The 25,440-nt window shown below is 70.4% G+C and carries 24 protein-coding genes; 11 read left to right on the forward strand and 13 right to left on the reverse strand.

Annotation, left to right across the window (positions count from 1 at the left end):
* Nucleotides 1-498, reverse strand: coding sequence for a type II toxin-antitoxin system RatA family toxin (locus AC32QD_RS04005; protein WP_492009192.1), 498 nt, complete (start codon nt 496-498; stop codon nt 1-3).
* Nucleotides 499-657: 159 nt separating this feature from the next.
* On the opposite strand from AC32QD_RS04005, the gene AC32QD_RS04010 reads away from it, so the two are divergent.
* The 4 genes from AC32QD_RS04010 to AC32QD_RS04025 all read left to right on the forward strand — a co-directional run bounded on the left by AC32QD_RS04010 (nt 658) and on the right by AC32QD_RS04025 (nt 4,171).
* Nucleotides 658-1,374, forward strand: a complete 717-nt coding sequence (locus tag AC32QD_RS04010) for an alpha/beta fold hydrolase (RefSeq protein WP_492009193.1) — start codon at nt 658-660, stop codon at nt 1,372-1,374.
* 36 nt (nt 1,375-1,410) lie between these two features.
* A complete protein-coding gene (locus AC32QD_RS04015) occupies nt 1,411-2,379 on the forward strand; it encodes an ABC transporter transmembrane domain-containing protein (RefSeq protein WP_492009194.1) in 969 nt (322 codons plus the stop codon).
* 73 nt (nt 2,380-2,452) lie between these two features.
* Nucleotides 2,453-2,986 (forward strand): hypoxanthine phosphoribosyltransferase, encoded by a 534-nt coding sequence (hpt, locus tag AC32QD_RS04020; protein ID WP_492009195.1) that lies wholly within the window; start codon nt 2,453-2,455, stop codon nt 2,984-2,986.
* A 120-nt stretch (nt 2,987-3,106) separates the two neighbouring features.
* Nucleotides 3,107-4,171, forward strand: a complete 1,065-nt coding sequence (locus AC32QD_RS04025; RefSeq protein WP_492009196.1) for a hypothetical protein — start codon at nt 3,107-3,109, stop codon at nt 4,169-4,171.
* 41 nt (nt 4,172-4,212) lie between these two features.
* Here AC32QD_RS04025 and lipA read toward each other — a convergent pair whose 3' ends face one another.
* The 3 genes from lipA to mtnA all read right to left on the reverse strand — a co-directional run bounded on the left by lipA (nt 4,213) and on the right by mtnA (nt 7,122).
* A complete protein-coding gene (gene lipA, locus AC32QD_RS04030; protein WP_492009197.1) occupies nt 4,213-5,178 on the reverse strand; it encodes a lipoyl synthase in 966 nt (321 codons plus the stop codon).
* A gap of 115 nt (nt 5,179-5,293) precedes the next feature.
* A complete protein-coding gene (locus tag AC32QD_RS04035; protein ID WP_492009198.1) occupies nt 5,294-5,758 on the reverse strand; it encodes a DUF2231 domain-containing protein in 465 nt (154 codons plus the stop codon).
* A gap of 269 nt (nt 5,759-6,027) precedes the next feature.
* Nucleotides 6,028-7,122: an S-methyl-5-thioribose-1-phosphate isomerase gene (gene mtnA / locus AC32QD_RS04040; RefSeq protein WP_492009199.1), complete on the reverse strand. Its 1,095-nt coding sequence runs from the start codon at nt 7,120-7,122 to the stop codon at nt 6,028-6,030.
* Nucleotides 7,123-7,320: 198 nt separating this feature from the next.
* Here mtnA and AC32QD_RS04045 point away from each other — a divergent pair, with 198 nt between their 5' ends.
* Genes AC32QD_RS04045 through trmFO form a run of 3 tightly spaced genes read left to right on the forward strand, consistent with a single transcriptional unit; the run spans nt 7,321 to nt 10,778 of the window.
* Nucleotides 7,321-8,631: an NAD(P)H-dependent oxidoreductase gene (locus tag AC32QD_RS04045; protein WP_492009200.1), complete on the forward strand. Its 1,311-nt coding sequence runs from the start codon at nt 7,321-7,323 to the stop codon at nt 8,629-8,631.
* Nucleotides 8,632-8,640: 9 nt separating this feature from the next.
* Nucleotides 8,641-9,381, forward strand: coding sequence for a VIT1/CCC1 transporter family protein (locus tag AC32QD_RS04050; RefSeq protein ID WP_492009201.1), 741 nt, complete (start codon nt 8,641-8,643; stop codon nt 9,379-9,381).
* A gap of 38 nt (nt 9,382-9,419) precedes the next feature.
* Complete coding sequence (gene trmFO / locus AC32QD_RS04055) at nt 9,420-10,778, forward strand: methylenetetrahydrofolate--tRNA-(uracil(54)-C(5))-methyltransferase (FADH(2)-oxidizing) TrmFO (RefSeq protein ID WP_492009202.1); 1,359 nt, start codon at nt 9,420-9,422, stop codon at nt 10,776-10,778.
* Nucleotides 10,779-10,789: 11 nt separating this feature from the next.
* On the opposite strand, the gene AC32QD_RS04060 is transcribed toward trmFO, so the two are convergent.
* Together AC32QD_RS04060 and AC32QD_RS04065 are read right to left on the reverse strand one after the other, a co-directional pair.
* A complete protein-coding gene (locus AC32QD_RS04060; protein ID WP_492009203.1) occupies nt 10,790-11,164 on the reverse strand; it encodes a DUF1801 domain-containing protein in 375 nt (124 codons plus the stop codon).
* 249 nt (nt 11,165-11,413) lie between these two features.
* Nucleotides 11,414-12,670, reverse strand: a complete 1,257-nt coding sequence (locus tag AC32QD_RS04065) for a D-amino acid dehydrogenase (protein ID WP_492009204.1) — start codon at nt 12,668-12,670, stop codon at nt 11,414-11,416.
* A 332-nt stretch (nt 12,671-13,002) separates the two neighbouring features.
* On the opposite strand from AC32QD_RS04065, the gene AC32QD_RS04070 reads away from it, so the two are divergent.
* Together AC32QD_RS04070 and AC32QD_RS04075 are read left to right on the forward strand one after the other, a co-directional pair.
* Nucleotides 13,003-13,149 carry a hypothetical protein gene (locus AC32QD_RS04070; RefSeq protein WP_492009205.1) on the forward strand — a complete coding sequence of 49 codons (147 nt, stop codon included), beginning with the start codon at nt 13,003-13,005 and terminating at the stop codon, nt 13,147-13,149.
* Between the two features lie 69 nt (nt 13,150-13,218).
* On the forward strand, nt 13,219-13,845 hold the full coding sequence (locus tag AC32QD_RS04075; RefSeq protein WP_492009206.1) for a class I SAM-dependent DNA methyltransferase: 627 nt from the start codon (nt 13,219-13,221) through the stop codon (nt 13,843-13,845).
* Nucleotides 13,846-14,060: 215 nt separating this feature from the next.
* Here AC32QD_RS04075 and AC32QD_RS04080 read toward each other — a convergent pair whose 3' ends face one another.
* The 5 genes from AC32QD_RS04080 to AC32QD_RS04100 all read right to left on the reverse strand — a co-directional run bounded on the left by AC32QD_RS04080 (nt 14,061) and on the right by AC32QD_RS04100 (nt 21,185).
* The gene (locus AC32QD_RS04080) at nt 14,061-14,897 is read right to left on the reverse strand and encodes a squalene/phytoene synthase family protein (RefSeq protein WP_492009207.1); all 837 of its coding nucleotides are present in this window, start codon (nt 14,895-14,897) and stop codon (nt 14,061-14,063) included.
* Complete coding sequence (gene cimA / locus AC32QD_RS04085; RefSeq protein WP_492009208.1) at nt 14,894-16,522, reverse strand: citramalate synthase; 1,629 nt, start codon at nt 16,520-16,522, stop codon at nt 14,894-14,896. The genes AC32QD_RS04080 and cimA overlap by 4 nt, the downstream gene beginning before the upstream one ends.
* Nucleotides 16,519-17,991 carry a cysteine--tRNA ligase gene (gene cysS / locus AC32QD_RS04090; RefSeq protein ID WP_492009209.1) on the reverse strand — a complete coding sequence of 491 codons (1,473 nt, stop codon included), beginning with the start codon at nt 17,989-17,991 and terminating at the stop codon, nt 16,519-16,521. The genes cimA and cysS overlap by 4 nt, the downstream gene beginning before the upstream one ends.
* A 168-nt stretch (nt 17,992-18,159) precedes the next feature.
* Nucleotides 18,160-19,476 carry a glutamate--tRNA ligase gene (gene gltX, locus AC32QD_RS04095; protein WP_492009210.1) on the reverse strand — a complete coding sequence of 439 codons (1,317 nt, stop codon included), beginning with the start codon at nt 19,474-19,476 and terminating at the stop codon, nt 18,160-18,162.
* A 17-nt stretch (nt 19,477-19,493) separates the two neighbouring features.
* Nucleotides 19,494-21,185 (reverse strand): NAD+ synthase, encoded by a 1,692-nt coding sequence (locus tag AC32QD_RS04100; RefSeq protein WP_492009211.1) that lies wholly within the window; start codon nt 21,183-21,185, stop codon nt 19,494-19,496.
* A gap of 96 nt (nt 21,186-21,281) precedes the next feature.
* Between AC32QD_RS04100 and AC32QD_RS04105 the strand changes: the two genes are divergently transcribed.
* On the forward strand, nt 21,282-22,877 hold the full coding sequence (locus AC32QD_RS04105) for an MORN repeat-containing protein (protein WP_492009212.1): 1,596 nt from the start codon (nt 21,282-21,284) through the stop codon (nt 22,875-22,877).
* Between the two features lie 103 nt (nt 22,878-22,980).
* On the opposite strand, the gene AC32QD_RS04110 is transcribed toward AC32QD_RS04105, so the two are convergent.
* Both AC32QD_RS04110 and AC32QD_RS04115 read right to left on the reverse strand, forming a co-directional pair.
* Nucleotides 22,981-23,943: a hypothetical protein gene (locus tag AC32QD_RS04110; protein ID WP_492009213.1), complete on the reverse strand. Its 963-nt coding sequence runs from the start codon at nt 23,941-23,943 to the stop codon at nt 22,981-22,983.
* Between the two features lie 222 nt (nt 23,944-24,165).
* Nucleotides 24,166-24,387 (reverse strand): hypothetical protein, encoded by a 222-nt coding sequence (locus AC32QD_RS04115; protein WP_492009214.1) that lies wholly within the window; start codon nt 24,385-24,387, stop codon nt 24,166-24,168.
* Between the two features lie 341 nt (nt 24,388-24,728).
* On the opposite strand from AC32QD_RS04115, the gene AC32QD_RS04120 reads away from it, so the two are divergent.
* A partial coding sequence (locus tag AC32QD_RS04120; RefSeq protein ID WP_492009215.1) for a hydroxymethylglutaryl-CoA lyase-like TIM-barrel protein occupies nt 24,729-25,440 on the forward strand: 712 nt, incomplete at its 3' end.

Genomic DNA, 25,440 nt, shown 5'->3' on the forward strand with positions numbered 1-25,440 from the left:
TCAGCTCTGCACGATGCGTTTGGGCTCCACGTCGGGCGGCAGCTCGCGCCTGCCATAGAGCTGCTCGGCGCGGTGTTCGAAGGCGCGCACCATGCGCTTGACCGCCTCGTTGAACACCAGACCGATCACCGCCTGCAGCGTGCGCGAGCGGAACTCGAAGTCGATGAAGAAGTGGACGTCGCAGACCCCCTCGGTCACCGGCTTGAACTGCCAGTGATTGTTGAGGTAGCGGAACGGCCCCTCCAGATAGGCCACGTCGATGCGGCTCTTGTCGGGGCGCAGCGTCACCCGGCTTCCGAAGCGCTCGCGGAACACCTTGAACGAGACCACGAGATCGGCCTCCACGATCTCGGTCCCGTCCCCCTGCGGCTTGCGCGAGCGGATCCGCGCGCCGCTGCACCAGGGCAGGAACTCGGGATAGGAGGAGACGTCGGCGACCAGCGCGTACATCTCGCCGGGCGTATAGGGCACGCGGCGGACCTCGGCATGAGTTGGCATCTGGCGGCGGTTTCCTGTGTGTGTCCCGATTTCGCTCCCTTGGCCCGTGCTTAGCATGGCACAGGCCCCGCTGCGCAAGCCCTCACGGCGATCTGCATTGACGCGGGGCGCGCGATCCGGTCACCCTTGGCCCCCCGCCGGCGGCGCGAGCGAGGCGCGATGACCCGACCCCCCAAGACCTTCGTGCTGGTGCATGGCGCCTGGCATGGCGGCTGGTGCTGGGGACGCGTCGCGCCGCTGTTGCGCGCGCGCGGGCACCGCGTCACCACGCCCACGCTCACCGGCCTGGGCGAGCGCGCCCACCTGATGTCGCCCGACATCGACCTCGCGCTGATGACGATGGATCTGGTGAACCACCTGCAGTGGGAGGACCTGGCCGACGCGATCCTCGTCGGCCACAGCTTCGCCGGCCACGCCATCACCGGTGCCGCCGACCAGATGCCCGGCCGCATCGCGCGTCTGGTCTATCTCGACGCCCAGGTGCCCGAGAGCGGCCGCGCGCCCTTCGACTCGCTGCCGCGCAGGATCGTCGCCGAGCGTCTGCGCCTGGCCGAGGCCAGCAGCGGCGGGGTGTCGATCCCCGCGCCCCCCGCCGCCGCCTTCGGCGTGACCGAGGCGCGCGACGCCGCCTGGCTCACCGCGCGCCTGACGCCGCACCCGCTGCGCAGCTTCACCACCGGGCAGACCTTCGCCGGCCCGCCGGGCAACGGCCTGCCGGCCGAGTACGTGCTGTGCAAGGACCCGGTCTACGGCCCGCTCGAGGGAGCGCTCGCGCGCGCGCGCGAGCTCGGCTGGCCGGTCACCGAGCTCGCCACCGGCCACGACGCCATGGTCACTGCCCCAAACGCACTGGCGGAATTGCTCGATTCGCACTAGGTGGCGGTGTTCTTCCCGGGGAAGGACCCTTGCCGCATGATCGTCGACCGCCTTTCCGAGCTGCCCCCGCATAAGGTCCCGCGCACCGGCGACGACACGCCGGCGCGCAGCCTGTGGGGCTACATGCGCCGGATGACCGGCTGGCACCAGCCCGTGGCCTGCACGCTGGCCGTGGTCGTCGCGGTGCTCCAGTTCGCCCCGATCGAGCTGCAACGGCGCCTGATCGACGACGCCATCGCCAAGCAGGACACGCGGCTGCTGCTCGTCCTCGGCGCGATCTACGCCGGCGTGCTGGTGCTGCACCGGCTGGCCAAGTTCGCGCTGGGCTTCTACCAGGGCTGGCTGAGCGAGAGCGCGACCATCTACACCCGCCACCACGTTCTCGCCCTGCATCGCAAGCGGCTCGCCGCCAACGGCCGCATCGAGCCCGGCAAGGCCGTCGAGATCATCGGCGCCGAGATCGAGCGGCTCGGGGGCTTCGTCGGCCAGGGGCCCAGCCGTGCCTGCGCCAACACCGCCATCCTGCTCGGCGTCATCGGCTACATGCTGACCGTGCAACCCGAGATCGCCGGGCTCAGCCTGATCTTCCTGGTGCCGCAGGTGATCCTCACGCCGATCATGCAGAACCGGCTCAACGAGCTGACCGGCGAGCGGGTCGGCCTGGTGCGCGAGCTCAGCGAGCAGGTGGCGGGTGGCAAGGCCGGGGACGATTCGCCCACCAACCGGCTGCTGCGCCGGGTGTTCTCGAACCGCATCCTGTTCCACGCCTGGAAGTTCCTGCTCAAGGGCGGGCTCAACTTCATGAACGCGCTGGCGCCGCTGGCGGTGCTGGTCTGGGGCGGCTGGCTCGTCATCCACGGCCAGGCCACGGTCGGCGTCCTCGTCGCCTTCGTCTCGGGCTTCGAGCGCATGTCGGGCCCGATCCGCGAGCTGATCAACTTCTACCGCACCTGCGCCCAGGCCGGCGTGCAGCACGAGATGATCGCCAGATGGATGCGCGAGTGACCGGCCCGGGCTTGCCGGGGGCGCGCCGCCGGGGCACCCTGCCCCGCAGCCGCCGCCAGCGCGAGGCCCGCCCGTGACGCATGCCTACCGCATCCGCCCGCTGATCCCGGCCGAAGACATCTCGGCCCGCGTCGCCCAGCTCGCCGGCGAGATCAACACCCATTTCGCCGGCTCGGAGAAGCTGATCGTGGTCGGGCTCCTGCGCGGCTCCTTCGTCTTCATCGCCGACCTGGTGCGCCGGCTCGACCTGCCCGTCGAGGTGGACTTCATCGAGGCCTCCTCCTACGGCTCGGGCACCGAGAGCTCGCGCGAGGTGCGCATCTTCAAGGACCTGCGCTCGCCCGTCCAGGGGCGCGACGTGCTGGTGGTCGAGGACATCGTCGACACCGGCCACACGCTCAAGCACGTGCTGCGCCTGCTCGCCACACGCAAGCCCGCCCGGCTCGAGGTCTGCGCGCTGCTGTCCAAGCCCGCGCGCCGCGAGGTCGAGATCCGCGCCCGCTGGATCGGCTTCGAGATTCCCGACGAATTCGTCGTCGGCTACGGCATCGACTACGCCCAGTCGAACCGCAACCTGCCCTTCATCGGCGCGGTGGAGTTCGACTGAGCCCGCTCGCCCGCCACCACTGCCCCAAATTAGGACGCCGCGTCGATTGAGCGCACGCGCACCGTGCTATAGGGTCGATAGCAGGGAAAACGGAGTGGGATCAAACTATTGCAAACTTTAATGAAACTTTTGGTTGCGGCGGCCATCGCCCTCGCACCGGGGCTGGCCCAGGCGAAGCGGGGCAAGGGAAACGGCGGCGGCACCACGGTGGTCGGCGTCGCGGCCGCGCTCGGCTTCCTGCACGACAGGATGGGGCCCGTGGGCCTCGTCGACTCCTATGTCGAGGACAAGGCCGACTATGCCTACACCTACGACAACGCGCTGGCCGTCATGGCCTTCCTCTCGAGCGGCGACCTGGCCTCCGCGGCCGCGGTCCTGCACGCCTACGCGGTGATCGGTCCCGAGGCCAGCGGCGCCTTCCTGCACCGCTACCGCACCAGCGACGGCGGCAACGCCTATGGCCTGCCCGGGGTCGGGCACAACGCCTATCTGCTGCAGGCCATGGCGCTCTATCGCCGTGCCAGCGGAGACGACGCCTATGACGGCCTTGCCCGCGGCATCGCCGATTACCTCCTGAGCCAGCAGGACACCGACGGCGGCCTCTTCGGCCACGAAGGCGTGACCTGGAAGAGCACCGAGAACAACCTCGCCGCCTATGCCGCGCTCAAGAGCGCCGCGGCGGTGTTCGGCGTTGCGGCCTATGCGGACGCGGCCGACGCGATCGGCGCTTTCCTGGTCCGCGAATGCTGGGACGGCCAGCGGTTCCTCACCGGCAAGAACGACCCCATGATCGTCACCGACGCGCAGGCGCTGGGCGTCATGGTGCTCGGCCCCGGCTATGCCAATGGCGCCTACTGGGTCGAGGACTACACGCTGACGACCCGGCGCTATCATGGCCACGACACCGTGACCGGCTTCGACCTCAACGACGACCGCGACACGGTCTGGACCGAGGGCACCCTGCAGCAGGCCATGGCGTTCCTGTTCGCCGGCGACCCCCAAAGCGCCGACACCTACCGCACCGAGGCCGAAAAGCTGTTCCAGAGCTCGGGCGCCCTGTGGCAGGCGAGCAATACCGGCAGCACCGGGTTCGGCGGCACCTTCACGCGCTGGCAGGCCGCGGCCCCGACCGCCTGGTACGTCATGCTGGCCAACCAGGACAACGCGATGGCCCCGCTTCACTAGGGGCGCTGTCAGCGGGGCGGGGTCCGCCGTACGGCGCGGCCTCAGCCCGGCCCCAGCCTCGCCAGCCGCGCCTCGCGCAGCCGCCGGAAGTCGTCGCCCGCATGGTAGGACGAGCGCGTCAGCGGCGACGCCGAGACCATCAGGAAGCCCTTCGACCGCGCCGTCTTCTCATAGCCGGCGAACTCCTCGGGCGGCACGAAGCAGGCCACCGCGTGGTGCTTGCGCGTCGGCTGCAGGTATTGGCCGATGGTCAGAAAATCCACGTCGGCCGAGCGCAGGTCGTCCATCACCTGCCCCACCTGGCTGCGCTCCTCGCCCAGCCCCACCATGATGCCCGACTTGGTGAACATCGCCGGGTCGATCTCCTTCACCCGCTGCAGAAGCCTCAGCGAGTGGAAGTAGCGCGCGCCGGGGCGCACCTCCGGGTAGAGCCCCGGCACCGTCTCGAGGTTGTGGTTGAACACGTCCGGCTTGGCCGCCACCACCGCCTCCAGCGCCGCGGCCGGGCAGCGCAGGAAGTCCGGCGTCAGCACCTCGATGGTGGTCTCGGGGCAGCGCCGGCGGATGGCGCGGATGGTCTGGGCGAAGTGCTCGGCGCCGCCGTCGTCGAGGTCGTCGCGGTCGACCGAGGTGATGACCACATGCGCCAGCCCCAGCTTCTCGACCGCCTGCGCCACGCGCCCGGGCTCGAAGGCGTCCAGCGTATCGGGGCGCCCGGTGGCCACGTTGCAGAACGTGCAGCCGCGCGTGCAAACCTCGCCCATGATCATCATGGTGGCGTGGCCCTGCGCCCAGCACTCGCCGACATTGGGGCAGCCCGCCTCCTGGCACACGGTATGCAGCCCGTGCTCCTGGATGACGTTGCGCGTGCGGAAATAGCCCGCCGAGTTCGGCGCCTTGACCCGGATCCAGGCGGGCTTGCCCGGGCTCGGGTTGTCGGCCCGGTGCGCCTTCTCCGGGTGGCGCCGGGACGGGGTCTTCAGGTCGCGGGTCGTCGGGGCATCCATGTCGCACCTGCTGCCTTGCTCGACATGGAGATATAGACTCCGCGCGCAAAAGGAAACGCCCCCCGCCCGCTCCGGGGGGAGCCGGAGCAGGCGGGGGACTGCGTCCGCGACCTTCTTACCCGGTCGCGGCCATCACGTTGACGCCGTGGTCATAGACCAGCTGGCCGCCGAAATAGGCCGTGGCAGTCACGATTGCGAAAATCGCCAGATCGACGGCGGCGACGCCCAGCACGCGCCGGCCCGCGATCTCGGTGCCGCGCCACCAGAAGACAGCCCGGATCACCGCCCAGCTGCCGATGGCGATGGCCGTGGTGGTGCCCAGCGTCTCGTGCGTCTCGATCACCGACTCGGGGATTCCCCGGCTCATGGCGATTTGCGCCGCGATGCTGCCGAACACCGCGGCCACCACCGCGCTGATCCCGGCCAGCACCGCCACCGCGGCCGAGACGGTCGCATAGCCGCCACGCCCCGACAGCGGAATGCCGCGCATCAACGCGGCCCCGTCCGCGAGCATGAGCAGAACGATCAGGACGATCGGGAAATGCACGATCATCGGGTGGATAAGCGCGAGAGATTCCATGCGGCCTTGCCTCCTGTGCCTCTGTGGTGCCGGATTCGCCCCCGGATTCGCCCCCGGATTCGCCCCCGGATTCGCCCCCGGGTTCGACCCGGTGTTGCCGGTGCGTGCGGCGGCCCCGTATGCCGCTCGAAGACATGCGACCGGGCCCCCGCCGGGCCACGCACCTGGGATGCCGTGACCCGCCAAGCAATTGGCCGCAGGTTGTAAAATGCGCTCCGCGCCGGCGCCTATATCCGGGGTTTACGCGGTAGCCCGCCGCCCGGGCACGCTCACGCCGTCGCCCGCTCCGGGAACAGCGCCGCCAGGCCAACCTCCGAGGCCCCGGCCACGCCCCGCTCGGTCACCAGCCCGCTGACCAGCCGCGCTGGGGTGCCGTCGAAGCTGGGATTGGCCGCGCCCGAGCCCGGCGAGACCACGCGCACGCGCTCCACCTCGCCCGCGGCGTTCAGGCCGGTGACCTCGGTCACCTCTTCGCCCGCGCGCTCCTCGATGGGAATCTCGGCCACGCCGTCGCGCACCGACCAGTCGATGGTCGGCGAAGGCAGGCAGACATAGAACGGCACGCCGTTGTCGTGCGCCGCCAGCGCCTTCAGATAGGTGCCGATCTTGTTGCACACATCGCCGGTGGCCGTGGTCCGGTCGGTGCCGACGAAGCAGATGTCCACCTGGCCCTTCTGCATCAGCAGCCCCCCGGCATTGTCCACGATCACCGTGTGCGGCACGCCGTGGTTGCTCAGCTCCCAGGCCGTGAGGTGGCCGCCCTGGTTCCTGGGCCGGGTCTCGTCGACCCAGACATGCACCGGCAGGCCTGCGTCATGCGCCTGGTAGATCGGTGCCGTCGCCGTGCCCCAGTCGCAGGTCGCCAGCCAGCCGGCATTGCAGTGGGTCAGCACGTTCACCGGCCCGTCCTTGGCGGCGGCGATCTCGCGGATCAGCTCCAGCCCGTGCGCGCCGATGCGCCGGTTGATCTCCACGTCCTCCTCGACGATCTCTGCCGCCCGCGCATAGGCCGCCTCGACCCGCTCGGCGGGCCTCAGCGGCAACAGCCGCTGGCGCATGTCGTCCAGCGCCCATTTCAGGTTGATCGCGGTTGGCCGCGTCTCGAACAGGCGCTCATAGGCCCGGGCGAGCCCCGCGTCGGAGGCGTCCTCGCGCATCGCCAGCGCCACGCCATAGGCCGCCGTCGCCCCGATCAGCGGCGCGCCGCGCACCAGCATGGCGCGGATCGCGTGCGCCGCGTCGGCCATGCCGGCCAGCCGCGCCGTCTCGAAGGCGAAGGGCAGCCTGGTCTGGTCGATGATGCCAACCGTGCGGCCGTCGTCCTCCAGCCAGATCGGCCGCCAGTGCCTGTCGCCAACTTTCATGCCGTCCTCCCTTGCCGCCCACAATGTAATGCTTCGCCGCCCGCTGCGCATCCCTCAGTCGCGCCGGACCGTATCTTCGCGCCAGCCCGCGCCACCCATCCGCTCCGTGATCTCTCGGCCCAACGCGGCCGGCGCCCCTTCAATCCCGCCCGGCGCCCTTCTAGGCTGCGCGCGATCCATTCAGCGACGGAGTCGCCCATGAACCTCTCCACCCTGCTGCGCGCCCGCGCCGAGGCCGGCCGCCCGGTCCGCGCCGGCCTGATCGGCGCCGGCAAGTTCGGCTCCATGTTCCTCGCCCAGGTGCCCACCACGCCGGGGCTCGAGGTCGCCGCCATCGCCGACCTCTCGCCCCAGCGCGCCCGCGACGCCATGCGCACCGTGGGCTGGGACGCCGAGCGCATCGCCCGCACCGCGCTGATCGAGGACGGCAAGGCGCTGGCCGCCCGCGAAGACGTGGACGTGGTCATAGACGCCACCGGCCACCCCGAGGCTGGCATCGGCCACGCCCGTGCCGCCATCGCCGGCGGCAAGCACATCGTCATGGTCAATGTCGAGGCCGACGTGCTCGCCGGCCCGCTCCTGGCCGAGGAAGCGCGCGCCGCCGGGGTCGTGTGCTCCATGGCCTATGGCGACCAGCCCGCCCTGATCGCCGAGCTGGTCGACTGGGCCCGCGCCACCGGCTTTCGCGTCGTCGCCGCCGGCAAGGGCACGAAATACCTGCCCGGCTATCACCAGCTCACGCCGTCTCAGGTCTGGAACCACTACGGCCTGACCGCCGAGCAGGCCAAGGCCGCCGGCATGAACGCGCAGATGTTCACCTCGTTCATGGACGGCACCAAGTCGGCCATCGAGATGGCCGCGGTCTCGAACGCCTGCGGCCTCAGGCCGCCCAGCGATGGGCTCGCCTTCCCGCCCTGCGGCGTCGACGACCTGCCCCACGTCCTGCGCCCGAAATCGGCCGGCGGCCGCCTCGAGGCGCCCGGCACCACCGAGGTCGTCGCCTGCGACGAGCGCGACGGCCGCCCGGTTTTCCGCGACCTGCGCTGGGGCGTCTATGTGGTGGTCGAGGCGCCGACCGACTACGCCGCCGCCTGTTTCCGCCAGTACGGGCTCAAGACCGACTCCACCGGGCGCTACGCCGCGCTTTACCGCCCCTGCCACCTGATTGGGCTCGAGCTCGGCGTCTCGGTGCTCAACGCCGCGCTCAGGGGCGAGCCCACCGGCCAGGCCCGCGCCTTCAGGGGCGACGTGATGGCCGTGGCCAAGCGCGACCTCGCCCAAGGCGAGACTCTCGACGGCGAGGGCGGCTTTTGCGTGTGGGGCAAGCTCGCGCCCGCCGCCGACTCGCTGGCCAGGGGCGCGCTGCCCATCGGGCTTGCGCACGGCGTCGAGCTGTTGCGCTCGATCAAGGCGGGTGAGGTCGTGACATGGGATGCCGTGGCGATCGACCCGGAGCGCCCCGCGCCCCGCGCCCGGCGCGAGATGGAGGCGCGTTTCGCGCCCAGCTAGGAGGCGTGCTTGCCAGGCTTCAGCAAGGAATTCCGCGAGCACCTGAAGACCGAGCACGACCTTGGCCGCTTCTCCGAGTTCCTGCGCGAGATCGTGTTCGGCGGCAATGACGGCATCGTCACCACCTTCGCCGTGGTAGCGGGCTTCGCCGGCGCCGGCGCTGCCGGCACAGCCGAGATCGGCGCCATCGCCGTGATCCTGTTCGGGCTGGCGAACCTGTTCGCCGACGCCACCTCGATGGCGCTCGGCTCCTATCTCTCGGCCCGCGCCCAGGCCGACCTCTACCACACCGCCCGCGCCGACGAGCTGCGCGCCATCCGCAACCGGCCCCGGGCCGAGCGCGCCGAGATCTTCGAGATCCTGCGCGCCAAGGACATTCCCGACGCGGACATCGCCGCCTTCGCCGACCTCTATGCCCGCCACCCGGAATTTCTCGCCGACTTCATGATGGCGCACGAGATCGGCATGCCCGACCCGCGCGGCGACAGCCCGGGGCTGGGCGCCCTGGCCACCTTCCTCGCCTTCATTCTGTTCGGCGCCATACCGCTGGTGCCCTATTTCCTGAGCGCCCCGGACACGTCCACCTTCTACCACTCGTGCCTGGCCACCTTCGGCGCGCTCACGCTGCTCGGCCTCCTGCGCTGGCGCGTCACCGCCCAGACGGCCACCCGCGCGGTCGGCGAGACGGTGCTGCTCGGCGGCATCTGCGCCGTGATCGCCTACGCGGTGGGGCTGGCGGTGGCGGCCTGATCTTGACCCCGCCCCTGCCCGCCCCTATCCCCTCGCCCATGAAACCCATCCACGTCATCGGCGGCGGCATGGCCGGGTCCGAGGCCGCCTGGGCGGCGGCGGGCATGGGCGTGCCGGTGATCCTGCACGAGATGCGCCCCGAGCGCCCGACCGAGGCGCACCAGACCGCGGGCCTGGCCGAGCTGGTCTGCTCCAACTCGTTCCGCTCCGACGACGACGAGACCAACGCCGTCGGCCTGCTGCACTGGGAGATGCGGCGCCTGGGCTCGATCATGATGGCCTGCGCCGCGCCGGCCGCCATCCCCGCCGGCGGCGCGCTGGCCGTGGACCGCCACGTCTTCTCCGACGCCGTGACGGCGCGGATCGAGGCCCACCCGCTGATTACCGTCGCGCGCGGCGAGGTCGCGGGGCTGCCGCCCGCCGCGTGGGACAGCGTCATCATCGCCACCGGCCCGCTCACCTCGCCGGCGCTGGCCGAGGCGATCCGCGCGCTCACCGGCGAGACCTCGCTCGCCTTCTTCGACGCCATCGCGCCGATCGTCTATGCCGACTCGATCGACATGCGCCAGGCCTGGTTCCAGTCGCGCTACGACAAGGGCGAAACGGAAGCCGAGCGCACCGCCTATCTCAACTGCCCGATGAGCCGCGACGCCTACGACCGCTTCATCGACGCGCTCCTCGCCGCGCCCAAGGCCGAGTTTCACGACTGGGAGCGCTCCACCCCCTATTTCGAGGGCTGCCTGCCCATCGAGGTCATGGCCGAGCGCGGCCGCGAGACCCTGCGCCACGGCCCGATGAAGCCCGTCGGCCTGACTAACCCGCACCGGCCAGGCGAGAAGCCGCACGCCGTGGTGCAGCTGCGCCGCGAGAACGCGCTGGGCACGCTCTACAACATGGTCGGCTTCCAAACGAAGCTGAAATACGCCGCACAAGCGGATGTTTTCGCACTGATTCCCGGCTTGGAGAACGCGCGCTTTGCCCGCCTGGGCGGCATCCACCGCAACGCCTTCCTGAATTCGCCCCGCCTGCTCGACGGCCAGATGCGGCTCAAGGCCGATCCCCGCCTGCGCTTCGCCGGCCAGATCACCGGGGTCGAGGGCTATGTGGAATCGGGCGCCATGGGCATCCTGGCGGGCCGCCTGGCCGCGGCCGAGCGGCTGGGCCGCACCCTGCCCCCGCCGCCGCCCGAGACCGCGCTCGGCGCCCTTGTCGGACACATCACCGGCGGCGCCGAGGCCGAGACCTTCCAGCCCATGAACGTGAACTTCGGCCTGTTCCCCCCGCTCGGCCAGCCGCCCAAGGGCCGGCGCGGCAAGCGCGACCGCGCCCGCGCCTACACTGCCCGCGCCAAAGCTGCCATCGAGGCCTGGCTGGCCACACTCCCCGCGGCAGCGTAGCGGGCGGGCGTCTAGGCTTTCCTCCCCCGCCGCTGCGCGGCCACGGACATGTTCAGCGCCACGGCGGCGCGGATCAGCGCCTTGTACGCCGCCTCGTCGATCCTGTCGCCCTCGCGCAGATCGATGGCCCGCCGCGTGCTGCCCTCGAGGCTGGCGTTGAACAGCTCCGCAGGGTCCTGCAGCGAGGCGCCCCTGGCGAAGGTCAGCTTCACGACCGCCTTGTAGGTCTCGCCGGTGCACAGGATCCCGGCGTGCTCCCACACCGGAACGCCGCGCCATTTCCAGGTCTCGACCACGTCCGGGTCGGCCTCCCTGACGAGACCCCGGACCCGCGCGAGCGTCTCGCCCCGCCAGTCGGCCAATTCGCTGATTCGCGCGTCGATCATGCGGGAGGGCGAGGTCCCATCTGCCCCGTCCGCCGACCTCTCCTTCGCCGTCTTCATGGTTGCTGCCACTGTCCTCGCCGTCGCCTCGCGTCAGGGGGGCCGCACACACTGCCCGCGATCGCCATCCGCGCTGCCCCGGCCCCCGAGCCGGGGCCTCGTTCCCGCCTCTGAGAAGCCCCGGCTCGATCGCCGGGGCAGCCGGACCAAAAGTCGTGCAGCCCGGATAACCTGGAACAGCAAAGCCCGCCCCTACTGCCCGTAGCGCGCCACGGTGAGGCCGTCGAGGTCGATCTCCGGCTTGGCCCCCGTCACCACGTCGGCCACCGCGCGGGACGAGCCGCAGGACATGGTCCAGCCCAGCGTCCCGTGCCCGGTGTTGAGGAACAGGTTCGCGAACCGCGTCGGCCCCAGCACCGGCGGGCCGTCCGGCGTCATCGGCCGCAGGCCGGTCCAGCCCTGCGACTGGCTCACGTCGCCGCCCCTGGGGAACAGGTCCGTGATCACGTGCTTGACGGTGTCGAAGGCGTGCCTTCTGGTCTTGGTGTTATAGCCGATCAGCTCGGCCTGCCCCGCCACGCGGATGCGCTCACCCAGCCGCGTGATCGCCACCTTGTGCGTCTCGTCCATCAGCGTCGATTGCGGCGCCGAGGAATCGTCGACCACCGGCAGCGTGATCGAATAGCCCTTCACGGGGAAGATCGGCACCCGGATGCCGATGGACCTGAGCAGCACCGGCGCGTAGGGCCCCAGCGCGATCACGAACGCATCCGCCGTCTCCCGCCCCTTGTCGGTGATCACGCCGGCAATGCGGTCGCCCTTGACCTCCAGCCGCTTGATCACCTCGTTGTAGCGGAAGCTCACGCCCAGCTCGGCGGCCCGGTCGGCCAGTGCCGAGGTGAACATGCGGCAGTCCCCGGTCCGGTCCGCGGTCAGCCGCAAGCCTCCGACGATCTTGTCGGCCACGTGCCTCAGCCCCGGCTCGGCGGCAATGCAGCCGTCGCGGTCCAGCACCTCGTAGGGCGAATCGAACCGGTCCAGCACCGCCTGGTCGGCCTTCGAGTACTTGACCTGCTTTTCGGTGCGGAACAGTTGCAGCGTGCCCTGCGCCCGGGTGTCGAAGTCGAGCGTCTCCTCGGCCAGAAGGTCGATCAGCGCATCGCGGCTGTAGTGCGAGACCCGCACCATGCGGCTCTTGTTGCGCTCGTAGGCGGCCGCGGTGCAGTTGGTCACCATACGCCCCATCCAGCGCCACATGCGCGGGTTGAACACCGGCCAGATGAACAGCGGACGGTGGCGCATGAACAGCCATTTCAGCGCCTTGACCGGGATTCCCGGCGCCGCCCAGGGCGAGCTCATGCCGTAAGACAGCTCCCCCGCATTGGCGAAGCTGGTCTCGAGGCCCGGCCCCCGCTGGCGGTCGATCACCAGCACCTCGGCGCCGCGCCGCGCCAGGTAATAGGAAGTGGTCACTCCGATGACGCCCGCGCCCAGAACGATCACTCGCATCGCTTCCCCCATGTCCGGCGCGTCATGCCCGCGCACCTTCTTCACTCAATAGCCCGGCCGCGGCGCGGACGCAAAACCCCGCGAGCGGCGTCTCGGCCCCGGCAGTCTGGGCCTCGGCGCGCGCATGATCGACGAGATATGCCGAGATCGCGTCCCCTGCCATGGCCATGGCGAACGCAACGGCTGCTTGCGCCCACGCCCCCTTTTGGGCTATGCAAGAGACCGCAGCGCCGCAGGACGCGCGGGCAACGGGGCCCGACAGGGCCGGGCCGCGGAACAGCCTACTGGCGGCGTCGCCGAGAGGTGTCGAAATGGGCACACGGATGGCTGTCGTGCTTTACGTCGTGGCCATGGTGGCTACCATAGTGGGCGTGGATCTGGCGTTCTTCAGACACCAGTTCTGGGCACGGCTGTTGGTGAATATCGGCATCGTCCTGGTGTTCGGGGCTTTCTATCTGCGCTTTTCCGGTCGTCCGTGATCGCCGCGGGCGCGAGGCCGTTTGACCCTCCGCGCCGCCGCCCCTATCGTGCCGGGCGGGAGGCGCGAGATGACGGACAAGCCGGCGAAGTTCCTCAACGCGGCCTACGACCTGCACTCGACCGAGGAGACCCGGCGCCACTACGACGACTGGGCCGCCAGCTACGACGCCGAGCTGGCCGAGAACCGCTATGCCACCCCGGGGCGCTGCGCACGGGCGCTTGCCCGCTTCGCCCCGGACCGCACCGCGCCGGTGCTCGACATCGGCTGCGGCACCGGCCTGTCCGGCATGGCGCTGCGCGAGGCGGGCTTTGCCACCATCGACGGCACCGACCTCTCCGACGAGATGCTGGCGCGGGCCCGGGCGCGCACGGGCGTCTACCGTCGCCTCTTCCCCGGCGATGCCGAGGCGCCCCTGCCGGTCGCCGCCGGCGCCTATGCCGCCATGGCCGCCGTGGGCGTCATCAACCCCGGCCACGCCCCGCCCGAGACGGTGGATACGGCCCTCGCGCTCCTGCCCGCGGGCGGCCTGCTCGTGTTCTCGCTCAACGACCACGCGCTGGCCGAGCCCGCCTTCCCCGGCAAGGTCGACGCGGTGGTGGCAAGCGGCGCGGCCGAATGCCTGATGCGCGAGCACGGGCCGCACCTGCCCGGCATCGGGCTCGAGGCCACCGTCTACGTGCTCAGGCGCCGCTGAGGCAGACCCGCACTCACCGAACCGGCCGCCACTGAAGGGAAGGATCGCGCCGCCGGAAAGGCACAGCGCTCCGTTAACCATGAGATCGGTCCGACTCGAGACTCTAATGATTTCAGATGCTTAACACGGTGTCCACACGTGGACACCTGTGCAGGGCTGTCTCCTTGGGGCCACCGGGACCGAACCTCGCCCCCCGCGGGCGCCTCGCCCTGGCCTCACCAGCGCCCGCTCAGCGCCCGCCAGGCCAGGCTCAGCCCCCGCGCCCGGTCGTCGCGCTCGCGCGCCAGGTCGCGCGCCAGATCCAGCCCCGGGTGCCTTGCCCGGCGCAGCACCCGCTCGGCCCGCCAGGCGGGCAGCAGCGCCGGCGTGGCGGCGCGGGGCACCTCGGGCCGCTCCTCCCGCGCCGCCTCCAAAAGCCCCAGCCCCCGGTTGGCCAGCTTGTGCGCGATGGCCCGCGCGTGCTCGGCGGTCCGCCCGCGTGCCAGCGCCGCCAGGTCCGGGCCGGACAGATCGGGCAGCAACGTCGGCCCGCCCCCTGCCGCCATCGGCGCCGCCGTGCGCAGCGCGAAGGCCGTGCCCAGGGCGTGGCCCACCGCGCTCGCCGCCCGCAACGCCGCCGCGTCCTCGCCGGCGACCAGCCGCACCGCCAGCCGGGTCAGCACGCCGAAGCGGGCGTCCAGCCACTCGGCGAAGCGGTGCTCGTCCATGGCGCCCTCGAGTTCCATCTCGCGCGCCTCGACCAGCGCGGCCAGCTCCGCGCCCCGCAGCCCTTGCTCGGCGACCAGCCGGTGCAGCGGCTGCGCCACCTCGTGCTGGCGCGGCGCGCCGCCCGCCCCAGCCGCCTCCACGACCTCGCGCCAGAACTGCAGCCGCATGCGTGCGACCAGTGGCTCCGAGGGCTTCTCCGCCGCCCGGCTCAGCTCGACATCGAAGGCATAGAGCACCATCAGCCGCTCGCGCCCGGGCTCGGGCGCGAACAGCGCGGCGTGGAACAGGTCGGGGTCCATGGCCCGGACGATCCGGGCCGGCGCGCTCAGCTCCGGCGGCCTCATCGCGCGCCCGGGGCGCCGGCCAGGATCAGCTTGGTGATCACCGCGTCCTCCAGCGCCTGGAACGAGGCATCGACGATGTTGCGCGACACCCCGACCGTGGTCCAGGTGTTGCCGGCGGTATCGGCGCAGTCGATCAGCACCCGCGTCACCGCCTCGGTCCCCGCGCCGATGATGCGCACCTTGAAGTCCACCAGGTGCATGCCCTCGATATAGCTCTGGTAGCCGCCCAGGTCCTTCCTGAGCGCGCGCGACAGCGCGTTGACCGGCCCCTGGTCGGAATGGCTCAGCGGGTCGATCGATTCGGACGCCGAGATCATCCGCCGCCCGTCCACATGCGTCACCACCACGGCCTCCGAGACCGTCACCGGCCCGCGCTCGGGGTCGTTGCGCCGCTCGACCGAGACGCGATAGCGATCCACCTCGAAATAGCGCGGCACCAGCCCGAGGAAGCGCCGCGCCAGAAGCTCGAAGCTCGCCTCGGCCGAATCGTAGGCAAACCCCTGGTCCTCCAGCTCCTTGACCCGGGCCAAGAGCCGCCCCAGCCGCAGGTCCTTGGGCGCCACCTCGATGCCGGCATCGGCCAGCCGGCGCACCAGGTTCGAGCGCCCCGCCTGGTTCGACATCGGGATCACCCGGCGGTTGCCCACCGCCTCGGGCGCCACGTGCTCGTAGGTCGCCGGGTCCTTGGCGATGGCCGAGGCATGCAGCCCCGCCTTGTGCGCGAACGCGGCCGAGCCGACATAGGCCGCGTGCCGGTTCGGCTGCCGGTTCAGAAGCTCGTCGAGCAGCAGCGACAGCGAGCGCAACTTCGGCAGCGCGTCGGCCGCGATGCCGGTCTCGAACCGCCCGGCATAGGCCGGCTTGAGCAACAGCGTGGGGATGATCGAGACCAGGTTGGCGTTGCCGCAGCGCTCGCCTAGCCCGTTCAGCGTGCCCTGCAGCTGCCGCGCGCCGGCCTCGACGCCGGCGAAGGTGTTGGCCACCGCCTGCTCGGTGTCGTTGTGGGTGTGGATGCCCACATGGCTGCCGGGGATGCGCTGGCACACGGCCGCGACGATCTCGCCCACCTCGCCGGGCAGCGCGCCGCCGTTGGTGTCGCACAGCACCACCCAGCGCGCGCCGCCCTCCATCGCCGCGTCGAGGCAGGCGAGCGCATAGTCCGGGTTGGCCTTGTAGCCGTCGAAGAAATGCTCGGCGTCGAACAGCGCCTCGCGCCCCTCGGCGACCAGGTGGCGCACGCTCTCGCGGATGCTCTCGAGGTTCTCCTCAAGCGTGATGCCCAGCGCCTTCTCGACGTGGAAGTCATGGGTCTTGCCCACCAGGCAGACCGCCGGCGTGCCGGCGTTGACCACCTCGGCCAGCACCTCGTCATTGGCCGCCGAGCGCCCGGCCCGCTTGGTCATGCCGAAGGCGGTGAAGGTGGCGTGCTTCAGCTTCGGCGGCGTGCGGAAGAACTCACTGTCGGTCGGGTTCGCGCCCGGCCAGCCGCCCTCGACATAGTCGATGCCCAGCTCGTCGAGCCCCTTCGCGATCCGCGCCTTGGCCGCGACCGAGAAGTCCACGCCCTGCGTCTGCTGCCCGTCGCGCAGTGTGGTGTCGAAGAGGTAGAGGCGTTCCTTGGTCATTCGAGTGCCTGCAGATTCGTCGGATCGAAATAGTCTTTTACAGTCCACTGGGGACCTTGAGGGGTGTCTTCGATTGACACTCCTGCGCTCTGTAAAATATCTCGAATTCGGTCTGCTTCTTGAAAATCACGTCGAAGACGCGCCCTCGAACGGAGTTCGATTATCCTTGAAATTAGCACTACTTCTTCCTGATTAAGTCGACCAAAAGGCGCAGAGCCCGCTGAGGTTCCTGCAAAAACTTCCCCACGCTTCTCTTCATCGATCAGGCCCAAAAACCAAAGATCGACTAGAAGTTGAACGGAACTTTCAAATACACCCTCATTGGCCAGGTTTGAATGGTGCCGCAACACTGCGATTGCGCTTGGGGTATTTAGATCGTCCGCTAAGGCGTCTCGAACCTCGCGACTTACTGCCTCATTACCTCGCTTATCGATCCAGTCATGCGCAACGGATTGGAAACCATCGGTTTGCCGTGCCCATGCCATCAACTCTCGTTTTGCTTGGGACACGCGCCGCTGAGTCCAATCGAGTGGCTTCCGGTAGTGAGTCATCAACATCACAAACCGGATCACCTCCCCCGGCACGCCCTTGTCCAGCAGATCCCGCACGGTGAAGAAGTTGCCCAGGCTCTTCGCCATCTTCTCCCCCTCGACCTGCAGGAACCCGTTGTGCATCCAGAAATTCGCCATCACCTCGGTGTGGTTGGCGCAGCAACTCTGCGCCGCCTCGTTCTCGTGATGGGGGAACAGCAGGTCGATGCCGCCGCCGTGGATGTCGAAGGTCTGGCCCAACAGCGCCTCGGACATGGCCGAGCACTCGATGTGCCAGCCCGGCCGGCCGCGGCCCCACGGGCTCTCCCAGCCCGGCTGCTCGGGCGTCGAGGGCTTCCACAGCACGAAGTCCATCGGGTTCTTCTTGTAGGGCGCCACCTCGACCCGCGCGCCCGCCTGCATGTCCTCGAGCGAGCGGCGCGACAGCCGGCCATAGGCATCGTATTTCGTCACGTCGAACAGCACGTGCCCCTCGGCCGCATAGGCGCAGCCGCGCGCGACCAGCCGCTCGATCATCCCGACCATGCGGGGGATGTAGGCGGTGCAGCGCGGCTCGTGCGTCGGCCTCAGCGCGCCCAGCGCGTCCATGTCGTCGTGGAACCAACCGATGGTCTCCTCGGTGATGCGCCGGCACGCCGCCTCCAGCGTCTCGCCGGCGGCCCGGGTCTCCTGGGCGCGGGCGATGATCTTGTCGTCCACGTCCGTGAAGTTCCGCGCGTAAGTCACGGCATTCTTGCCATAAACATGGCGCAGCAGCCGGTAGAGCACGTCGAACACCACCACCGGACGGGCGTTGCCGATATGCGCCCGGTCATAGACGGTGGGCCCGCAGACATACATGCGCACCTCGCCCGCCTTCAGCGGCGCGAAGCGTTCCTTCTTCCGGGTCCGGGTGTTGTAGAGCTGGATATCCGTCATGTCCTCGGCTCGCGCGTGGTGGCTCCTCCCGCGGCGGGCCGGTCTTCATCTTTACAAAAAGAGGTAAAGAGCGCGCACCGCCGCGGACCTATGTCAGCGGCTAATGCAGATCCCGATGCAGATCGCGGTGCTCATGGCCGCCTCCAATCGCTCCATTTCGCAGCCCTGTCAAGGCTTGGGCCCCAGCAACGGCATCAGCGCCGCCATCTCCGGCCCGTGCTCGCGCCCCGTCAGCGCCAGCCGCAGCGGGCGGTAGAGCGCGCGCCCCTTGCGCCCGGTGCGCGCCTTCACCGCCTCGGTCCACTCGCGCCAGGTCTGCGGCCCCCAGGGCCGCGGCGGCAGCAGGGCCAGCGCCTCGGCCACGAAGTCCGCGTCCTCGGGCGCCACCACCGGCTCGGCGCCGTCGCGGCAGATGCCCCACCAGTCTTCCGCCTCGGCAAAGCGGTCGAGGTTCGGCCCCACCGCCTGCCAGAAGGCGGGCGCGATTTCATCCAGTACGCCAATAGCTTCCAGCCGTTCCTTCACCTCCCCATAGGGTAGCGCCCGCAGCGTCCGCGCGCTGTGCAGGCGCAATTCCTCCGTATCGAACCGCGTCGGCGCGCGGCCGAAGGCGGCAAGGACGAAACCCGCCACCACCTCGTCGAGCGAGTCCGCCACCTCCACCGGCCGCGCCGAGCCCAGGCGGGCGAGGAAGCTGACCAGCGCCAGCGGCTCGACGCCCCCCTCGCGCAGCGCAGCGACCGAGAGCGAGCCCAGGCGCTTCGACAGCCCCTCGCCCCCCGGCCCCGTCAACAGCGAGTGGTGCCCGAATTGCGGCACCGGCGCCCCCAGCGCCTCGAAGATCTGCACCTGCGCGCCGGAGTTGGTCACGTGGTCGGCGCCGCGGACGACATGCGTCACGCCCATCTCGGCATCGTCGACCACCGAGGCGAGCGTGTAGAGCACCTGCCCGTCGCCGCGCATCACCACCGGGTCCGAGACGCTGGCCGCGTCCACCCGCTCGGGCCCGCGGATCAGGTCGTCCCAGGCCACCTCGCGCCGCTCCAGCAGGAATCGCCAGTGCGGCTCCCGCCCCTCGGCCCTCAGCCGCGTCTTGTCGGCCTCGCTCAGGGCCAGCGCCGCGCGGTCATAGACCGGGGGCCGCCCCGCCGCGCGCTGCCGGCGCCGGCGCGCCTCCAGCTCTCCCGGCGTCTCGAAGCACTCATAGAGCCGGCCCGCCGCGCGCAGCCGCTCGGCCGCCTCGGCATAGCGGTCGAGCCGCGCCGACTGCCGCGCCTCGCTGTCCCACACGAGCCCGAGCCAGCCAAGGTCGCGCCGGATCGCCTCGACGAAGCGCTCGTCGGAGCGCTCGCGGTCGGTGTCGTCGATGCGCAGCACGAACGTCCCGCTCGCGGCCCGCGCCAGCGCCCAGTTCATCAGCGCCGTGCGGATGTTGCCCACATGCAAAAGCCCCGTCGGCGAGGGCGCGAAGCGGGTGCGGATCATCGCCCCTGCCCCGCGGGTCACGAGCGGTCCCGCCAGCGGTTCACCACCGGGTAGCGCCGGTCCAGCCAGAACGCCTTCTTGGTCAGCTTGACCCCCGGCGGCGCCTGGAAGCGCTTGTATTCCGAGACGTAGAGCAGCCCCTGCACCTTCGTCACGGTCTCGCGGTCGAAGCCCTCGGCGACGATCTCCTCGACCGCGGCCTCGTCCTCGACCAGCCGCTCCAGGATCGCGTCCAAGACCGGGTAGGGCGGCAGCGAATCCTCGTCGCGCTGGTTCTCGCGCAGCTCCGCCGTCGGCGCCTTCTCGATCACCCGGCTGGGGATCACGTGGCCCCCGGGCCCCTTCATCCAGTCGCGGTGGTTGCCGTTGCGCCAGCGGCAGGCCTGGTAGACCCGGGTCTTGTACAGATCCTTCACCGGGTTGTAGGCGCCGCACATGTCGCCATAGAGCGTGGCATAGCCCACCGCCATCTCCGACTTGTTGCCGGTGGTCAGCAAAAGCTCGCCGAACTTGTTGGACAGCGCCATCAGATAGACCGCGCGCAGCCGCGACTGCACGTTCTCCTCGGCGATGTCGGGCGCGCGCCCGGCAAACAGCGGCGCCAGCCCCGCCGTCACCGCCTCGACCGCGCCGCCGATGGCGATCTCGTCGAGCCGCGTGCCCAGCGCCGAGGCCACGGCCGCCGCGTCCTCCAGGCTGATTTCCGAGGTATAGCGCGAGGGCAGCACCACACAGCGCACGTTCTCGGGGCCCAGCGCATCGGTCGCCACCGTGGCGACCAGCGCCGAGTCCACCCCGCCCGACAGCCCCAGCAGCACCTGTGCGAAGCCGGACTTGCTGACATAGTCCCGCGTCGCTACCACCATGGCGTGATAGTCCAGCTCCACCGGGTCGGGCACCGGTGCCAGCCCGGCCTGCGCGATGCGCCAGCCCGCCTCTTCGTGGCACAGCTCGACGGTTGCCGTCGCCTCGGTGAAGAACGGCATCTGCAGCATCAGCCCGCCGCCGGGGTTCATGGCGAAGGAGCCGCCGTCGAACACCTGGTCGTCCTGCCCGCCCACCATGTTGAGATAGACCAGCGGCCGCCCGGTCTCGACCGTGCGCGCCACCATGTGCTGCACTCGCACCTCGTACTTGCCCCGGTCATAGGGCGAGCCGTTCGGGATCACAAACAGCTCGGCGCCCGATTCCTCCATGCCCTCGGCCACGTCGCCGAACCACATGTCCTCGCAGATCGGGAAGGCGACGCGGCAACCGGCGATCTCGACCGGGCCCGAGATCTCGCCCTCGACATAGAGCCGCTTCTCGTCGAACACGCCGTAGTTCGGCCGGTGGTGCTTTCGGAACGAGGCGCGCACGCGCCCGTCCTGCAACAGGTGATAGGCGTTGAAGGCGCCCGCATGGTCCTGCTCGGGGTCGCGGCCCGCCGCCGCCACGGGGGCGCCGATGCCCAGCGCCGGGCCGCCCGCGCGCGTCTCGCCGGCCAGCGCCTCGAGAGCCGCGCGCACGTCGCGCAGGAAGGCCGGGCGCACCGAGAGGTCGAGCACCTGATAGCCCGAGAGGAACATCTCCGGCAGCACCACCAGGTCGGCCCCCCCGGCCGCGCCCGCGGCCAGCGCTTCGCGCGCCCGCGCGAGGTTGCCCGCGAGGTCGCCGGCCACCGGGTTGGCCTGGACCAGCATGATGCGCAGACGGTCGGGCGAGGGCATCGGCGGCTCCACGATCAGGGCGCCCCGGATTAGCCTCGCGGTGCCGCCCAGCGCAAGTGGCGCCTGCGGCGCACGGTCCCGCCCGGCACAGAAGCGTTGTCATGGACGGAAAGGGAACATAGACTGCGCCGCGCCGCTGCCGGGCGCCGCCGCGCCGGGCAATTCCGTGCGCGCAGACAAAGGGATGCAGGAACACAGCCTTATGCAGACCGCCGTCATCGCCGCCGTGCTGGCGCTTGCTGCGCCGGGCGCTGTCCCTCTCGCCTCGCCGCTCGCCTCCCCCTGGCCGCCCCCCTGGCCGCCCCCTTCGCAACCCCGGCCACGACCCTGGCCCAGAACGGCGCGGTCGCGACCAAGCAATACGACTCCGGCGCCGCCTATACCGGCGAGTTCCGCAACGGCGAGCAGTACGGCCAGGGCACCTACACCTCGCCCGACGGCTACGAGTACACCGGCCAGTGGGTCAACGGGGTGATTCAGGGCAAGGGCCGGGCCAAGTACCCCAACGGCGCGGTCTATGTGGGCGAGTTCGCCGACGGCGTGCCCAACGGCCACGGCAAGATCGTCTACCCCGACGGCAGCTCCTATGACGGCCAGTGGAAGAAGGGCGTGATCGACGGCAAGGGCGTCGCCATCTATCCCGGCGGCATGCGCTACGAGGGCGAGTTCAAGAACTCCGCCCATGACGGCTACGGCGTGCTGACGCGCAAGAACGGCTACCGCTACGAGGGCGAGTGGGTGAAGGGCCGGCAGGAGGGCAAGGGCAAGGTCACCTACCCGGACGGCTCGGTCTACGAGGGCCAGTTCCGCGCCGGCCTGCGCGACGGCAGGGGCAAGGTCAAGCTCGCCGACGGCTTCACCTATGACGGCACCTGGGTCGACGGCCACATCACCGGCGAGGGCACCGCCACCTACCCCAACGGCGACCGCTACACCGGCCATTTCGTCGACGGCAAGCGCGACGGCCAGGGCAAGGTCACCTACGCCAGCGGCGACGTCTACAAGGGACAGTTCAAGAACGGCGAGCGCGACGGCCAGGGCACCTTCATCGGCGCTGCCGGCTATCGCTACGAGGGCCAATGGGCGCACGGCCAGATCGAGGGCAAGGGCAAGGCGACCTATGCCAACGGCTCGGTCTACGAGGGGCAGTTCAAGGACGGCGCCCCCGACGGGCACGGAAAGATCACCTATGCCGACGGCTCGACCTACGAGGGCGACTGGCTCAAGGGCCAGATCACCGGCAAGGGCGTGGCGCATTACGCCAACGGCTCGGTCTACGAGGGCCAGTTCCTCGCCGCGCGCCACAACGGCAAGGGCAAGATCACCTACAAGGACGGCACCGTCTACGACGGCGACTGGGTCGACGGCCAGCGCCAGGGCCAGGGCAAGGTCACCTATCCCGACGGCTCGGTCTATGTCGGCGAGTTCCGCAACGACAAGCGCGACGGCAAGGGCAAGCTCACGCTGGCCGACGGCTTCACCTACCAGGGCAGCTGGAAGGACGGCCGGATCCACGGCGAGGGCACCGCCACCTACCCCAACGGCGACGTCTACACGGGCAAGTTCGTCGACGGCAAGCAGCAGGGCTACGGCGAGATGACCTATGCCTCCGGCGCGGTGTTCCGCGGCTGCTGGAACGCGGGCGAGCGCGGCGCCCAGGGCACCGCCGCGCAATGCACCAGCTCCCAGTAAGGCGGCCTGCAGCGAGGCGGCCTGCTGTCAGGCGGCCTGGCCCGCCCCGCAGCCCTCGTTCGCGCGAATTCCCTCGCCTCGCCTGAAGGCGCCGCGTCCGCCCTCACTCGCCCGCGGCCCGGACTGCCCTGTACGGCAGGGTGAAGCTCCCCGCCTCGGCGCCTGCCGCAATCGAGGCGGACCAATCCAGCGCGATGATCCGCGCGTCCTCGGACAGCCCGTCGAGGCTCGCCCCCAGCCCGACCTTGAGCCGCTCGACCAGGGCGATGGCCGAGTCCAGCCGGTGGCCCTCCAGCGGGCGGCCGGCCAGCGCCCGGTCGAAGTTCAGGATCTGCCGCTCGGCGGCGCGGCGGAACTCGCCCACCGCCTCCTCCTTGGCGGCCACCAGCGCCTGGCGCGCCTGCGCCATGTAGCCCTGCGCCAGCAGGCTTTCGCAGACATGGCCGGCAAAGCCGTGCAGCGGGCACTCGAACGGCGTGATCGAGACGCCCGACGGGCACGGCATGGTGATCGAGCCGTTCCTGAGATGCATGATCACCGGCCTCAGCTCGCCCGGCGGGCCGGTCAGCACGATGTCGAAGTCGCCCGAGATGCTCAGGAACTCGGTCTCGCCCAGATAGCGGCAGATGCCCAGCCCGGCGTCCAGCGCCTCGATGTCGTCGGCCGTGACCACGCGGCCCGTCCCCGCGCCGCGGTCGCCCGCGCTCGGGTCGTTGTGGTGGATGGTCAGCTCCGCGCTCTGGTCCTCGCCCAGGGCGCGCTCGGCGATGCCCTTGAGCGCGTGCGGCGCCGAGGCGTAGTGCGCCTGCGCCAGCGGGTGCGGCGGCGCAGCGCCGCCGCGCTCGGCCACCTCCACCGCGACGGTGAAGTCGGGGAACCCGGCGCCGCGGGTCGCCGCCAGGTGGCGCGACAGCTTGCGGTCGAACTCGGTGAAGACGTTGCGCTGGATGACCTGGGTGAACACGAAGGCCCGCCCCTCGTGCGACTCCTCATGCGTCACCTCCAGCACCGGGATGCGCTCGAGGCTGCGCTCGACATATGTCTTGAACACGACCCCGACGCTCATCCGGGCCCACCCGCTCTTCAAACTTCGTTGTCAGAGCGAAGCGTAACCCAAAGTGCAAAAATCGGAAATGCCAAATGCGGCCGGCCCCTACGAATGCAACCAGTCCGGTCAATCGGGCAAGCCTTTCGCGCCTCGCGAGGGCGCACCCGCTCGGCCAGCAACCCGCGGCGCCGCGCGCCCCGCCGGGCCGCCGGCCTACCGCGGCGGCCCCGCCCTCGGGTGTCAGTGAATCGCGTTCGAGCCCGGCGCGAAGGGGACCAGCGCGGCGAGCACCTGGTCGTCTCCGGTGAGCAGGAAGTCGGGACACTCGCCGGCCCCCGATCGCGGGTCGGCCTGGCGCAGGAACTCGTCCACCTTGGCCAGCTCGGCCTTGAGCCGGTCCCGATACTCCGCGGCAGTGCGCAGGAACTCGGGCGTGGCAGCAGCTTGGGACACACCGGACATCAGCAACTCCATCATGCAACACACGTCACGTACAACTCGGGCGGAGACCTCGGACCCCGCCGCAACCGGATAACCCGCGAACGGCGAAGTCCTTTCGCGCCGATGCGGTGCGGCCGAAATTCGCGCAGGTTTTCCCTTTCCTCGCGCGGATCTTTGCGTATATTGCGCCCCATGCGGAACGCGCTGCACATCGCCGCGCCTGCCTTGCCTGCCGTCCTCGGCGGGCTCCTCCTGCTTAGCCGCCCCTGAGCGTGCCGTGATCCCGCGGTGCGCGCGCTCAGGGGAGTGAGGGACGCGCCGCCCGGGCTGAGAACGGCAACCAGGAGACGGAAGACCATACCATGACCGACAACACGAAACCCGCGGTATCGGACCGCGTGAAGATCTTCGACACCACCATGCGCGACGGCGAGCAGTCGCCCGGCGCCTCGATGACGCTCGACGAGAAGCTGCAGATCGCCCAGCTGCTCGACGAGATGGGCGTCGACATCATCGAGGCCGGCTTCCCGATCGCCTCGGTCGGCGACTTCGAGGCGGTGCGCGAGATCGCGCGTGTGATCGAGCGCGCCACCGTCGCCGGCCTGGCCCGCTCGGGCAAGGCCGACATCGACCGGGCCTTCGAGGCGCTGCAATACGCGCCCAGCAAGCGCATCCACACCTTCATCGCCACCTCCGACCTGCACATGGAGCACAAGCTGAGGATGACCCGCGACCAGGTGCTGGGAGAGATCGAGCGGTCGGTCAGCCACGCCCGCTCGATGGTCGAGGACGTGCAGTGGTCGCCCGAGGACGCGACGCGGTCCGACCGCGACTTCCTCTGCACGGCCGTGCAGACGGCGATCGAGAACGGCGCCACCACCATCAACATCCCCGATACCGTGGGCTACACCGCCCCCAAGGAATCGGCCGAGATCATTCGGATACTGAAGGAGCGGGTGCCGGGCATCGACGGGGTCACTTTGTCGACCCACTGCCACAACGACCTGGGGATGGCGGTCGCCAACGCCCTGGCCGCGGTGGATGCGGGCGCCCGGCAGATCGAATGCACCATCA

The sequence above is a fragment of the Thermohalobaculum sp. genome (genome assembly GCF_058622915.1).